The organism is Leptothoe sp. EHU-05/26/07-4, assembly GCF_043421015.1.
Taxonomy (GTDB): domain Bacteria; phylum Cyanobacteriota; class Cyanobacteriia; order Phormidesmidales; family Phormidesmidaceae; genus Leptothoe; species Leptothoe turfae.
This window is the reverse complement of record NZ_JAXSQV010000003.1, coordinates 12,703-26,748: the sequence shown is the minus strand read 5'-3', so window position 1 is coordinate 26,748 and position 14,046 is coordinate 12,703. Positions and strand designations below refer to the sequence as shown.

At 50.3% G+C, this 14,046-nt stretch carries 10 protein-coding genes and 1 pseudogene; 4 read left to right on the top strand and 7 right to left on the bottom strand.

What is annotated here, in order from left to right; all coding sequences use genetic code 11:
• Positions 1–47: 47 nt before the first annotated feature.
• The 4 genes from hpsO to U2F10_RS07975 form a co-directional block, all read right to left on the bottom strand.
• On the bottom strand, positions 48–1,214 hold the full coding sequence (gene hpsO, locus U2F10_RS07990) for a hormogonium polysaccharide biosynthesis glycosyltransferase HpsO (protein WP_499871639.1): 1,167 nt from the start codon (positions 1,212–1,214) through the stop codon (positions 48–50).
• A gap of 33 nt (positions 1,215–1,247) precedes the next feature.
• Positions 1,248–2,276, bottom strand: coding sequence for a hormogonium polysaccharide biosynthesis glycosyltransferase HpsN (hpsN, locus tag U2F10_RS07985; protein WP_163660265.1), 1,029 nt, complete (start codon positions 2,274–2,276; stop codon positions 1,248–1,250).
• Positions 2,277–2,296: 20 nt separating this feature from the next.
• Entirely contained in the window at positions 2,297–3,979 is a 1,683-nt protein-coding gene (gene hpsL, locus U2F10_RS07980) for a hormogonium polysaccharide biosynthesis protein HpsL (RefSeq protein ID WP_163702384.1), read from the bottom strand.
• A gap of 183 nt (positions 3,980–4,162) precedes the next feature.
• A complete protein-coding gene (locus tag U2F10_RS07975; protein ID WP_163660271.1) occupies positions 4,163–5,431 on the bottom strand; it encodes a pentapeptide repeat-containing protein in 1,269 nt (422 codons plus the stop codon).
• A gap of 108 nt (positions 5,432–5,539) precedes the next feature.
• On the opposite strand from U2F10_RS07975, the gene U2F10_RS07970 reads away from it, so the two are divergent.
• Positions 5,540–7,087, top strand: coding sequence for a site-2 protease family protein (locus tag U2F10_RS07970; protein ID WP_499871638.1), 1,548 nt, complete (start codon positions 5,540–5,542; stop codon positions 7,085–7,087).
• Here U2F10_RS07970 and U2F10_RS07965 read toward each other — a convergent pair.
• Positions 7,061–7,903 carry an energy transducer TonB gene (locus U2F10_RS07965; RefSeq protein WP_499871636.1) on the bottom strand — a complete coding sequence of 281 codons (843 nt, stop codon included), beginning with the start codon at positions 7,901–7,903 and terminating at the stop codon, positions 7,061–7,063. The two genes, U2F10_RS07970 and U2F10_RS07965, sit on opposite strands and share 27 nt — an antisense overlap.
• Before the next feature lie 332 nt (positions 7,904–8,235).
• Between U2F10_RS07965 and U2F10_RS07960 the strand changes: the two genes are divergently transcribed.
• Positions 8,236–10,068, top strand: coding sequence for a purple acid phosphatase family protein (locus U2F10_RS07960; RefSeq protein WP_499871635.1), 1,833 nt, complete (start codon positions 8,236–8,238; stop codon positions 10,066–10,068).
• A 5-nt stretch (positions 10,069–10,073) separates the two neighbouring features.
• The gene (locus U2F10_RS07955; RefSeq protein WP_163660279.1) at positions 10,074–11,138 is read left to right on the top strand and encodes a hypothetical protein; all 1,065 of its coding nucleotides are present in this window, start codon (positions 10,074–10,076) and stop codon (positions 11,136–11,138) included.
• A 107-nt stretch (positions 11,139–11,245) separates the two neighbouring features.
• Here U2F10_RS07955 and U2F10_RS07950 read toward each other — a convergent pair whose 3' ends face one another.
• Positions 11,246–11,452 carry an RICIN domain-containing protein gene (locus tag U2F10_RS07950; protein WP_499871634.1) on the bottom strand — a complete coding sequence of 69 codons (207 nt, stop codon included), beginning with the start codon at positions 11,450–11,452 and terminating at the stop codon, positions 11,246–11,248.
• A 43-nt stretch (positions 11,453–11,495) separates the two neighbouring features.
• Positions 11,496–13,109 (bottom strand): IS1634 family transposase, encoded by a 1,614-nt coding sequence (locus U2F10_RS07945; RefSeq protein WP_499871633.1) that lies wholly within the window; start codon positions 13,107–13,109, stop codon positions 11,496–11,498.
• A gap of 339 nt (positions 13,110–13,448) precedes the next feature.
• On the opposite strand from U2F10_RS07945, the pseudogene U2F10_RS07940 reads away from it, so the two are divergent.
• Positions 13,449–14,036, top strand: a pseudogene (locus tag U2F10_RS07940) (IS701 family transposase); the annotation flags it as partial.
• Positions 14,037–14,046: the final 10 nt, after the last annotated feature.

Genomic DNA, 14,046 nt, shown 5'->3' with positions numbered 1-14,046 from the left:
GGTGAGTAAGGAGTGGAGGCACATTGATCATGTCTGAAAAGGCGTTACTAAGCTGTTAGTAGCGCTTCATAAAATGCCAGTAGCTCTGTTGCTAGGGCCTTATTTGTATAGTGTTTCATGGCTCTGTCGTAGCCCTTTTTCCCCAGGGCCTGCTGCTGTTCAGGGTGTTGCATCAGCTGACTGAGTCGATCGGCCAAGGCCATGGGGTCACCTTCTGGAAAAACTAAGCCACTGTCATCAATGACATAGGGGATTTCTCCAGAATCAGAGCCGATCACCGGCACCTGACAGGCCATGGCTTCGATTAATACATGGCCAAACTGCTCTTTCCACCCCACGGAGGTCAGGGTTTTGAACTCATAGGTGGTTTCTGAAGGTAGCACCAGCGTATCCATCAGGTTTATATAGTCGGGCACCTGATCGTGGGGGACGCTTTCAATCCAACGGATGCGCTCAGCAATGCCAAGGGCTTGTGCTTGATTCTGTAACGCTTCCTTTAAGGGACCACGCCCCAGTAACACCAGGGTCCAGGATAAATTAACTAGGGTCTCTAATGCTTTGAATAGGGTAACAAGGCCCTTTTCAGGGACAAAGCGACCGACAAATCCGACGATAAAGTCATGGTCAGGAATCGCTAACGTTTGTCGTAGCTGTGGCTGTTCTTTCGGACAAAACAGTCCTTCATCCACCCCCAATTGCGGCATTACCCGCACCGGACCATGGTAGCCATGGTCTTTTAAGATATTGGCTCCGTCCTGGTTGCCCACCACCAGGCCATCGGTGTGCCGCAGGTTATAGCCCTCTAGCAGAGAGAGGGGAAATTTCACCTCATAGGGCAGATTCCACCAGGTGAAAAAGAGAGTTTTGGCGTTACCCCCCAGGAGACGATTTAAGGTGATCAATTCTGCATAGCCCAAAGATTTGGACCCCTGCTCCACTTGAATAATGTCAGGCTTAAATGTTTTCAGGAGGTCAACAATGCCCCAGCCAAAACTCAGCAGACCTTGATTGTTCTGGCTAAAGTTGGCGATGGGGACTATGCGAAATGAGCCTTCTTGACGCGGTTCAGGTTCAACAATGCGATTTTGTACTCCTCCCGGATTCCAACGTTTTGGTACCACTACCGTGACCTCATGGCCCATGTGGGCTAATTCCCGCAGTTTCTCGCAGTTTAGGTCAACAATGTAGCTGTGGCTGGCAACTAAAACTTTCATGGGTTGGATGATGATGTCTGCCGTACTCCAGTATTAGCCAGTAACGACCCTGGTGGAGGTATTGTTGGGGTGGGTGGGCTGGGGCATAGTCTGGGCCGGTAGGCTAAACAACCGCCCCTTACTGTTAAAGGTGGTTGCTAAGGTCCAGCAGGCCTGGATAAAACCTAGGGTGTAAAAACCAAACCGGGTGACAATTTTAATGGGCGACCCGCTCTTATTACAGGGGGGATTGCCCAGAACATGGCAGTCAAATAAACGTCCCGACAGTCGCAGCAACTGCCATGGTGTCAGGTTCTTTAATGCCATTAAAAAATGGTTGTGATAAAAGGTCAGCTGGTATTTAAGGGAGCGGGTGCTGATATCGTGGCAGCCACCGGTCTCTTCTCCCAAATGGATCAAATTGGCCTCTGGGTCGTACCAAATCTTTAGCTGTGTGCGTCGAAAACGCAGGCAAAAATCCGACTCTTCCCGCACGGCACTGCCCTGGAAACGCTCATCAAACCGTAATCCGTGGTTTGCAAACACGTCTCGTCGAAAGGACATGTTACAGCCCCGTGCTGTCAATACCTGCTGCGGGTTCACGGTATGGACTAAATCAATGTAGTACCAGGCAATACCGGGATCCATGGCCTCCGGCGGCAGGGTTTCAATCTGCTTGGCGGCATTGGATTCTGCCAACTTCATGCGATCAAACACACGCCCGGCCACGGCACCGATGTCAGACCGGGTTTTATAGTTTTGCCCATGGGCTGCTAAAAAGCCTGGGGGCAATTCCACATCATCATCTAAAAACAGAATGATATCCCCATGACAACGCTCAATCGCATAGTTTCGCGCAGCTGGTAAACTGGCCCAATCAACGGTGTACAGCGTTACTTTAGGATCTGTTTTTATGGCATTGAGGAATGCTGTTGTTGCTGACTCATGGGTCTGGGTCTGGTCAACAATAATCACCTCAAAGGCTGGATAGGTTTGCTCTAATACATTTTCAATAGTGCTACAGAGAACGGCTTCTCTGCCGTAGGTGGGAATGACAACTGAAATAAATAGATCCGTATCCATAGTTATTTGAAGGAATCGTCTTAAACGGGTTGGGGTTCCTCAACGTCAGCTGATTTTAGGGCTGTTTTTTTCTGCGATCGCAACCGCTTCTTCTTCCTGGGATTGGCCAATTCCCGCTCCTGCTTATCCAGGGTAGGAATCTTCAAGGCGATCCCGGCTGCCAGCCAGTAATAAACCGATACCGGGTCCACATCCAAAGGATAGTAGTAGGGAAAGAAGCTAATAAAGAGCACAAACACCCACATGGAGGCAGCATATCCCCGCAGGTTCTTATCCCTTGTTTTCCGATAAGCCTTAAACGTAGCAATGGTCAGAGCCGTATAGAGCATCACCACAAACAGCAACCCTAGAGGCCCCAGCTCATAGAGCAGCTTAGGATGATACGTTTCCACCAGACGTACTTTGCCAAACAAACGTGCCCCGTTGGTAGCCCTAGCTACGCCGTTACCTAAGATGCCTTCTTGGGCCTCCATGACCTCAGCAAACTGCTGCATCACAAATTCATGGGGTGGAGAGGCATTCCATCGATCCTCAAAGCTATCGATACGTTCCTGCATTAACTCTGGGTTACGAATCGTCAGCCCCACTAAAATCAGCCCCAGGATCACACCAATCGGCACAAAGCGTTTAAGGTTAGCCACCTGCCCCGTTAGGACACTCAACACCCCAACGACAATGGGAACCAAAAATAAGGCAATCCGCTGGCCAGAGATCACCGACATAACGAATACGGTGATCAGGGAAATGATGCCGATTAATCGCCAGAAGGGAGATCGATCATTAAAGGCCGTACCAAAGCTAAAAAATGCACTGGAAATTAAAAACCAACCCCATTGCCAGGGGGCCACAAAAGTACCCGGCAATCGAATCTGACCTTGGGATGGGCTGTACAACAGGGAGCCTCCCACAAAGCAGCGGGACCGCAAAGACGCCTTAAACAGGTCTACGCCTTGGGCTCCAATCCCCTCTGTGCCAGCACAAACACCGGTTTTGAGCATCAGGTACTGAACAAACCCGAGAGCACAGGACACGAGCACTAACACGGCCTGGATACGTAGCAAAAAGTATAGATCTTCCGACGTGCGTATCAAATAGTAAATGCAGGTGATAACAGGTAGGTATCCCAGCAAAATTTTCAGACCCAGGATGCCCATCATCAGAGGCATTTCATCCCCAGGTGCCTGGAGCTGCTGAGGTAGATTAATCAGCAAAATATTGAGGATGACAATCGCCAGTACCAGCACCAACGGCAGTTGTAATGCCTCCGGCAATAAAATCTTCTGACGCTTTCTACGGCACATCTGAATCACACCAATCAAGGCAGGTACGTAAAAAGCATCCTTGGCAAGCTGTAATAAGGAATTGCCCCCCAGCATGTAGGTCACCGTCCCTGAAAAGGGGATATAGATGATAAATGCGTAGAGGGCGTATCGCTGATACTTAAAGGACAAACTGAGACATAGCAAACTGGCTGTGGCGGCTATGCCTAAGGTGGGCTCCACCATGACGCCCAGCAAAAGACCCACTAAACCCGATGCGACACAGGCCAGCACCGTAAACTGAATCAGCTGAGAACGAGCCTTTGCCACTTCCCTCTCTTTTGCCCGTTGCTCCTTGCGAGTGAGGGTGGGTTCTGCCGTTTGTTCTGGCGCAGCCGAGCGAGAACGTTTTTTGGAGCGCTTCTTAAGTTTCTTGGCAACCATGGACGATTAGAAGAAGGGCAATAGATAAGCTAACAATTAGCCAACAGGAACAGGTCTGGCTAGTTTCAATTTACCCAAACCTAATGTGATTGATAGATAAATCACACTGGACTTGGCTCAACCTTACAAGAACTTTTTATACAAGCAGGTATGCGTAACCCGATTCCTTATTCCCGACTTCCCCTATCTACCCAACCGATTTGGAATATCCCGACAGCCACCTGGAATAGTAGCCCGAGTTTTACTACCGCTCCAGGTGCATAGATAGCAGCGTTGGGTTTCAGATAGGCGCTGGGCATTGGATAGATCCATGCCTTCTACCACAGCTCCGGTAAACTCGCCGGTTTCATAGTTAGGTGTATCGTTACGGGTACGAGGTGTGGCGGTTTCGGGGGGGCCATGAAAGAAGCGGGTGCCCATAAGATCGGCCCCAGATAAGTCTGCGTCACATAACACCGTGCGGGTTAGATCGGTGCGGACTAACTCGCATTGGGATAGGTCGGCGCGGATTAAATTAATGCCGCTCAGGTCTACCCAACGTAGATCATTGCCGGAAATATCTGCCGCTGCCAGCATCACGCCAATATCAATCACCCGTACACCATTAAGGCGATCCTCAGCGTAGCCGCCAGAGCCATCTAAAATCGGGCGTCCCAACCGCTGATCACGGGCTAGGGGGGTGAGTAGTTTAGAGCGCGACAAAAACCGTAGAACTTTAGCTTTACCATCGCCATCGATACCGCCCAAAATAGCTGCCGTTCGAGCTTCAGCAATGATGCGTTCCTGGGGCCAGTCTTCAAGTAAGCCTTCATCATCCAGGACCAGTTCTGAAATGCCCTGGAAATAAGCATCAATGGTTTGCTGCTGGGTAATTAAATTCTGCTGAGTGGTTAGATCGCGGGAAATAATAAACTGTCGCCAAGCGACATAGAGCGCCAAAATCGCGATAAATATTTGTCCTAAGGCCCCCAAAAAATCACCGAGGGCTCCAATGGCATTCCAGTTGAGGGTGGCCCCCCACTGCAATAGTCGCAGGTTGATCCCACTGACTTGCATCAAGCCGTAGACGCCGAGAATTAAGCCAGGGGTGGCGACAATTAACGATCGTTGCTCTGGAGATAGGTCGTTGACCACTGCCCGCAAGGTGGGCATCGCCAACCGGATCGAAATCGCTAACGCGATTAAAGAGCCAAACGAAATTAGCCAGAAGCTATCGAGTACCAGACCAATAAAGGTGATCAGGGTGGATGCGATCGCAATCAATAACTGCACTGACACTTTCATGGGCGAGCTCAGGGGCAACGTTGCCATCTCCTCATGGTGCAAATCCCCAATGGATGCAAAATCAGGGTCTGGATTGTAATCAACGGTAAACCGCTCTGATGCCCTCGGAGTCTGAGGCATCAAGTCTGCTGGCGTCGCAGCATGATCAAATGGCTCTTGGGCGCTCATATAACATAAATTGGCAGAAAGCTTCGCGGTGTTGAGTTTAACCTGAAAGGGACGTCTACCCTTAAACTATCAGCAGAGTTTTAATGGTGTTGTCGGTTTTTCTGCGCAATGATAACGGTTCTAATTTTAGTAGCCGCAGTTGGCATTCTCATTTGGGGATTTATCAGAGCCCGTCCTGACGGCAAGTTGGGCATTTTCGCCTGGTTACAGTCAGTGGTGCTGATGCTACCTTGGCTCATATTTTTTGGACTGTTTACCTTTGGCATCTATCTCAACATTGCCTGGGTCCTGGTCGCTGTGATGGTTTCAACTGCCATCTACATATATTTAGGACGGCAGTTAAGAACCCTGGCCAAAGCAGCCCCTGAAGGTCAGGCCCAGGCTAAAGATCCCATTACAGTCTCCCAAAACGAACCCCTGCCGACGGTAGACGTCGTGGTCGAGCCAGACCTGGAGGCAGGTAGGGAATCCCCCACGAGCCCTAAGACGGAGAGTGACGAGAGCGGTGCCCCTGAGGCAACTGCCTCACCCCAAACGCCTCCAGCGATCCCAGCAGAGGATCTAGCGGCCATTGAATCTATTTTTGGCGTCGATACCTTCTTTAGAACGGAGACGGTTCCCTATCAAGCCGGTGTTTTCTTTAAAGGCAACCTGCGGGGCGAGGCTGAAACGACAATCAATGCCCTCAATGCTCAGCTGAAAAACCAGTTTGAGGACGATCGGTATCGGCTGTTTTTAATTAACGGCCCCGAAGACCGACCTGCCATCATTGCGCTGCCCAGCAAGACAGATCCCAAACCCGCTGACATCCGTCAAAAGGGGTTGGCAGTGGCGCTTGCGATCGCAACATTTATCACCAGCTTGGAAACCGGAGCCCTACTCAAGGACTTTGACCTGTTTGAGCAACCAGGCCGCTGGCCAGAGGTATTACCCACTGCCCTCGCCATCTTCGCCATTTTGGCCATCCATGAAATCGGCCATCGCTGGCAAGCCAAACGTTACAACATCAAACTCAGTCCGCCCTTTGCCCTGCCCGCCTGGCAGCTAGGTAGCTTTGGTGCCCTGACTCGGTTTGAGTCGGTGCTACCCAATCGCACCGTGCTGTTCGACATTGCCTTTGCCGGACCAGCAGCCAGTGGCCTATTATCCCTGGCAATGCTGCTAGTGGGTCTAGGGCTTTCCCATCCCGGTAGCCTCTATCAGCTACCGGTAGACTTTTTTCAAGAATCGGTACTAGTTGGCACCCTGGCCCGTACAATTCTTGGCGATACCCTACAAAACAACGATCTGATAGACGTTGACCCCCTGGTGCTGATGGGGTGGCTGGGGCTGGTCATTACGGCGCTAAACGTGATGCCTGCCGGACGTATTGATGGTGGCCGTATTGTTCAAGCCATTTATGGTCGCAAGATTGCCGGACGAGCCACAGCCGTTACCCTCATCCTGCTAATTTTTGTGGCCCTGGCGAATCCCCTTGCCCTCTATTGGGGAGCCCTAATTTTGTTTTTGCAGCGCGGTGAAGAACGCCCCTGCCTTGACGACATTAGTGAACCGGACGATACCCGTGCCGCCCTGGCATTGCTGATTTTATTCCTGATGCTGGCCACCCTATTACCCCTAAGCCCCGCCTTAGCTGGTCGCCTTGGTATAGGCTAAATTAGAGGCCAAATTACAGGCCTCATAGTCAATTTCGATATTAAAGGAATAGGCTTTTGTTTTGCCCATCGCGTGATAAGCAGCGTAGTCCGCATCGCGGGCAATCTCCAGCGCTTTTTCATCCAACACCTGGTAACCAGAACTATTCAACGGTTTCGGGTCACGGATTAAGCTGCCATCAGGACCCACCTCAACCATAAAACTCACTGAGGTACCGGGGGGATTTTCTAAACACTCCTGCAGGGGTACCTCAACTTCAGATAACGCTCGCTCTAAATCCCGTAGCGGTGTAGGCAAAAAACCCTGCTCCGCCATCTTGCCCAGTTGCGTCAGGACAGGGGTATTGCCAATTTGGGTGTCATCAAAATCAGTGTAGCTATCTAGGCTGGCAATACGTTCATCCAGAGTTAGCTCAGGGGGGGCTTCATCTCCACCATCACCCTCATCCAATAGCTCCTCATCGAAACCTGGTTCCTCCTCCCACTCACTGAAGTCATCCAGCTCCGGTTCAATCTCTTCCAACTCTTCTAAGATCTCCGGATTCGCCAGAACCATCTCATCAACTGGCTCCTCCACCGGGAGCGGTTCTTCCGGTGGAGGCTCAGGTAAAGGCGGCTTAGACGAACCAGGCGTGCGTGCCAATTTTGGCAATGTCACCACTTGAATGACCTCTGGTTCAGTTTCTTCAGGTACGTCCGGTTTTTCTTCAATCAGATTTGGCATCGGTAGGGCCAGCACCAGGCCATGCAAACCAATGGAGGCCAGCACCAAGGTCGTTACCCAACTATTCAATTTTGGTAAGCGAAACTTGGTCATAAAAGATTGCTGTAATAACCGTCAACTATGCCCATGCGCCATCAGAATTAAAGCGTGATTAAAAGGTCAGCCCAGCAAAAGCAGACGTTAATTCTCCAAACACTTTACCTATCTATCATTCCTTGCAGACGTTAGAAATAGATACACCGTTAGACAATTTTTGAATTGGGGTAAATCTAACGCTTACATAGTATTTGTACAAGGGTAAATTAGCCCCCATTAAATTGCATTGACGTTAGTCACTCAGATCTGGGGCACTAATTGGCTACTATCTAGACTTGAGTTGCATACCTACCCCCTGACATAGGTTAGGGAACCCACAGGAACGTTCTATGGCCTCAGCCAAAACCGGAAAAACCAAAACCGGAACCTTAGTAGCCTTGGGACTATTTTTCTCCCTGGGCGTGGTGCTATTTGTACAGTTGACCAACCGACCGATAGTGCCCCTTCAACAGCCATTATCCATGCCCCCCCAAGTCACCCTGCTCACAGACCCATTTTTACAATCTCCAACAGAGTCATCGATACGCGTAGTCTGGTTTACCGAATTTGCAGGTAGCGACCACAAAGTCATGTACGGCCCTGGCGATCAGACGGTCTTTGCCGACACCACCCAGCTTAGCCGCACCCGTGAGGATGCCGAATCTAAAACCGCTGAGCCCTATGAGGCCGTTACTCAACGCCCCATTTGGCGACACGAGGCTGAAATCAGTGGATTACGCCCTGGTCTACCCGTTCCCTATGCAGTTGCTAGCACCACGGACGATGGCACCACTGTTCAAAGCGATCAATTCTCCCTCAGGGCTTTACCACCGGCAGGTGAGCCCCTTAAAATCCTGCTCACGTCCGATCATCAGCTGATGCCGATGACCGCCGCCAACCTACAAAAAGTAGAAGAAACCATTGGCCAGGTGGATGGTGTATTCCTGGCAGGCGACCTGGTGAACATACCCGACCGCGCTTCCGAGTGGTTTGATGATGCCCGTGGGGGTGCGTTCTTCCCCTGCTTGCAGGGACGAGCCAGCTATAACCTGATCAACGATGAAAACGAAGAAGGCACTGTCTACAAAGGGGGGAAAATCATTCAAAATGCGCCCCTATTTACAGCCGTGGGCAACCATGAAGTCATGGGGCGCTACAGCACCACAACTGCTTTAAATAAACAGTTCAACGATCCTGTTCCCTGGAATGCCGCTAAAGACCTGTACGATCAACACAAAGCTATCTTTAACCCCACCGAAAATGAGGCTGTAGAAAGACACTGGCTTAAAGAAAATTCTTTTAACATCGATACCTACAACGAGATTTTCTCTCTCCCCAAAGCCCAACGTGATAATGGTCAGACCCAACGATACTACGCCACCACCTTTGGCGATGTACGTCTGGTGTCTCTCTATGTGACCCAGATTTGGCGCATGTTTAAGGTGGATGATGAAACTCGGGGGCGCTACCAGGAACGGGCCGTTGATTTGGGTAACCCTCAAAACTGGGGCCATGGTCAAATGATTTTTGAAAGCATTGAACCTGGCAGCCCCCAGTATGAATGGCTACAGGCAGAACTGGCCAGTGACGAGTTCCAGCAGGCTAAGTACAAGATTGTTATGCTGCACCATCCAGCCCACACCTTGGGGGATAATGTAGTACCTGCATTTACCACTCCGGTTCCTGTCTACGACTATGGCGATGAAGGGAATCTCACCGGTATTCGCTATGAGTATCCCAAAGAAGAGGATCACATCATTAAATATCTGGTACCGCTATTAGACGAGGCCGGAACCGATTTGGTGTTTTATGGGCACTCTCATATTTGGAACCGCTTTAAAGGCGACAGCGGTATGCACTTTTTAGAGTCTTCTAATGTGGGTAATACCTATCACGCTCACACGGAGGCCAGGCCGAGACCGGTGCCCCAAGACAGCCGCTTTAAAGAAACCTATGTTGCCACTGGTGACCCCAATGGGTTAATTCCCATCATGCCCACCCTGAAGCCCCTAACAGATGAGTTTGACAATCCAATGCCCTATATTGCCAGTAATGATATTACGGCTTTCAGTATTTTAGACACGGGTTTGGGAACCATCACCAGCTACTACTTTGATACGCGCAAGCCTGATTCAGATGTCATCCCCTTTGATGTGTTTAACCTTGGCCAGCGAGAGAGATAACGACCATGACCACCCCGTTTGATGTAGCAGCCACCCAGCGTCGAGTAGACAATTTTTGGAAGCTTGGCGCTAGCTTTGGCATGGAGCGTAATGCGTACCACAACTATCTTAATGAAATTGTTAGCGATCGCTACGCCCTGATCAAAGGATTGCAAATTTTGAGAGATGAACTCCAGTTTGCAGCGGCGAGTCCAACGGATATTAAGGCCTGCGGGGCGGACATGAATTTGCCCAGTGTGGTGACGACATTGGCCTATACCAACTGTGGCGATCGCATCCACCAGGGGGAGGCAACCAAACGCTATCGTGACGTGGTTGCCTCCCGGTTTGCAACGCTGTCAGAAATTGGCGAGCTAAAACTAGAGGCATTTTTCCCAGCTGGCGGGGGTACAGATAATGGGGCGACATTGGCCCATGTGACGGTGGCCCATGAGTTAGATGAACAGCTAAAGCAGCGGGTGTATGCAGGTAATCCGCAGTCCATATCGCTGGTGGCGATTGATCTTAAAACCCACGTGGGTCGTTTGCGGGATGGTGAAAACCAGATGTATGGCGTCACTCGTGAGTCTCCCTGGCGTGAACCTCGGGCAGCCTGCGGGGCGATTGTGGGAGCGCTGAAACAGTATCATCCAGATAATCTGATCCATCGCCGCATTCGAGATGATCTGCGGGAACGTAATTTTCAGTATCTCTCGAATAATAAGATTTTTACGGATGATGGGGTGGATATTACCATGGCCGTTGCGTCGGCAATTGTGGCGGTGCGGGGAATTCGGAATACGGCCATGGCATTACCCCAGGAGTTAGATGAGCGGGGGGTGGCGCACTTGACGGCCAGTGTGACGGTCAATCGCCCTTCGCGGGATGATCTGGTGATTTATCTGGCACGGGCAACGGTGTTTAATGGCAAGATCCAGATCCAGGGGTTGGGGACCGAGGCTGACAAGTATGGTGGTCAGCTGGTGGAGTATGCCAAGGAGCGGCGGTTGCAGTTGCGGTATGGCGATGGCGATGGCGAGAATCTGCCGGTGGAGGAGATTGATTATAAGGTAAGAGATTCCGGGTTGTAGAGTTGGAGGATGGGTAAATACCCCTGAATAGTTATCGCCATTGACCGCCCCCTGTATTTACCCACCTGCTTGTCTAACAGCAGCAGCGGTTAACCCACCCCATCCCCTTACTCCTCCATCCGCCACAGCTGGCCCGACACATTTTGACAATCATCCATAAAGGCTCCGCCTTCTAACACAGACTCAGGGGCTAACCGATTCCCCTCAAGACATTTATTCTGATTCTCCAAAAACATGGTTGTTAGCCTAAAATAACCATCGCCAACCGGGATCTTCTTCCACAGCTGGCCCGACACGTTTTGACAAGTATCCATAAAGGCAGCCCCCCCTAACACAGACGGACATTCCGCAGGTTAGTCAGCAAATCAAATAATATTTCTGGCAGGGCGCGCCAAGAAATCTGAGGATATTCAGCCGTTCAGGTGAGAGGTTGGAAACCTGAGGTTGCTCATTGAGCCAAGCCAGGTGAATTGCCTGAAACTTCTGAAAAATCCACCGTAAGGACGGCGTTTGAGTCGGTCGCTTGCGTTGGTCGAGAAGGGTTTCATTCGCCTGATCCAAGGCGTGTCTCACCTGCCGTTGAGCTAAAGTGTACACCATCAGGGACAATCCCATGATGGTCGCCAAAGCTACAATGCGTTCAGGTGTTTTGAGAAAAACACTGGAGGTAAAAAACAAGGGATCCTTGAGCATACCGAAGCCTTGTTCAGAGACCGATTGCCCTTTGTAATCGGAGAGAATGATTTCGTCAGTCAAGGTGTCATCATCGATGACATTGGTCGCCAAAATGAAGCGTCCTGCCTTTCGCTTTGCCTGATGAATAGCAGCGTCATCGGCGACGATTTGAGCGGTAATTCGATAGGTGGTGTGGGTAGGTGTCGCCCCTGTTTTCGGGCGTCCTGACTGGGCATAGTGGTGCTGTTCGACCACGTCTAACTGGCTCAAACAGTGATAGGGCCAGCGGGTCGCTAGGGCCTCGGCCTGGCGGCGAGCATCGGCGGCACAATTAAACTCAATGGTCTGTTGACGACGCAGTTGTTTTGTTGCCTTGACGAGGTGTTTGGCAACCTGTTTATCCACCTGTTGGCAATCCGTCTCGACCCGTGTCTGATTCTCGACCACGACCCACCCTTGTCGAATTCCCCCATAGGTTGTGCACACACGAGCCAATCGATAGCCGTCCCGTTCACTTGCCACAAAGGCCTCTGGATCGATCTCAGTAACCACCGATTGGGCGGCGGATAGCGTTAACGGGACACGGGTAATCCAACGCAGTGCCCCCAAAATGGCTAAGTTATCGGCACTGTATAAGGCACTGTCAGCCACCAAGATTCCCTCGACACTCCAGTGCTCTGCAAACGTCTTTAATCGGTCTGCAAACACCGCTTTGTCGGATTGATTGCCACTGGCGACCTCAAACGCTAAGGGGACTCCCCCATCATTCGTACAGATTGTCTCCACTACAAACTGTTTTAAGTCAGGTCGGTGGTCTTTCGAATACCCATGGGTGATTTCAATGCAACCCGGCTCTTTGTTCGCGCTTTCATACGCCCCATGCACACTCAGGCTACTACTATCAAGATGATAACGACGGCTATCTAAGCCAAAGGCTTGATAGGCTGCCATCGAGACGACACTGAACAATTTGCTGGGTCCATAGGCCCACACTTTGTCGAGTAATCGACCCAAGTAATCATCATTCAGATGGGAGGGCGCAATCCCCTCGCCAAGCAGATGCTCCGTTGCTTTGCCCACAAAAAATTCTTCATACAGATACAACGGTGCACTCACAAAGCCTAATCCATTCAGAATCATGGCTTTGATCCCTTGTCCCGGACTCACCTTTTGCTGCACATGGGTCCCTAGACAACCATTCACCAGCGCTTCGAGTCCGATTTGGTCTACAATCCCTGCAATGATGCCTAAGTGATCAATATCCTCGACACGCATCTTCTTTAAGCGGCTCTGCAAAAACGTTACCGCTTAAATTACCTGATTTTCAAACCTAACCTGCGGAATGCGCGCACAGAGTCAGGGGCCAGACGATTTCCCTCAAGACACTTACCTTCACCTTCAAGGAACATCGTTGTCAACTTAAAATAATCACCATCAGCCGGAATTATTTTCCAAAATTGACCTGACACATTTTGACAATCATCCATAAACGCCGCACCTTCTAACACAGACTCAGGGGCTAACCGATTCCCTTCTAAACACTTGTCTTCATCTTCAATAGGACTTACGCAAAGCAGATCAGAAAAAGGAAGTTAGTCATAGCTTAATGCAGGGGAAATCGATAAGATCAAGGGCATGAGGAAACCGTTCAGCCGACTTGATGACTGCCAATATCTCCTGATCAGCCAAGTGAACTATACGCTGACCAATTTTGCTGACCATAGCGAAGCCTGGACCCATGACACCATTAATCGATACTTAAAACGAGAACGCATTACCCCTCGATTGGTCTGGGAGAACACACAATCGCAAGTCGAGGCAGATATCTATGGCTATGTGCTCTTTGACGACACGGTTCTCGACAAACGGCATTCGTTCTCGATTGATTTGGTGCGTCGACAATACAGTGGTAATGCCAAACAAGTGATTAAAGGCATCGGTGTGGTCAGCTGCATCTATGTCAATCCCAACACCGATCAGTTCTGGTTGATTGATTACCGAATCTATGACCCCGATGGCGATGGCAAGAGTAAACTTGACCATGTTAGCGAGATACTAATAAATCTCGTGTATCACAAGCAATTACCTTTTCATGCCGTCCTGATGGACAGTTGGTATGCGGCCAAGGCGTTGTTGTTACTCATCGAATCGCTTGATAAAGTCTATTACTGCCCACTCAAGTCAAATCGCAAAGTAGATGATTCAGGAGGACAAGGTTCTTATGGGGTAACAA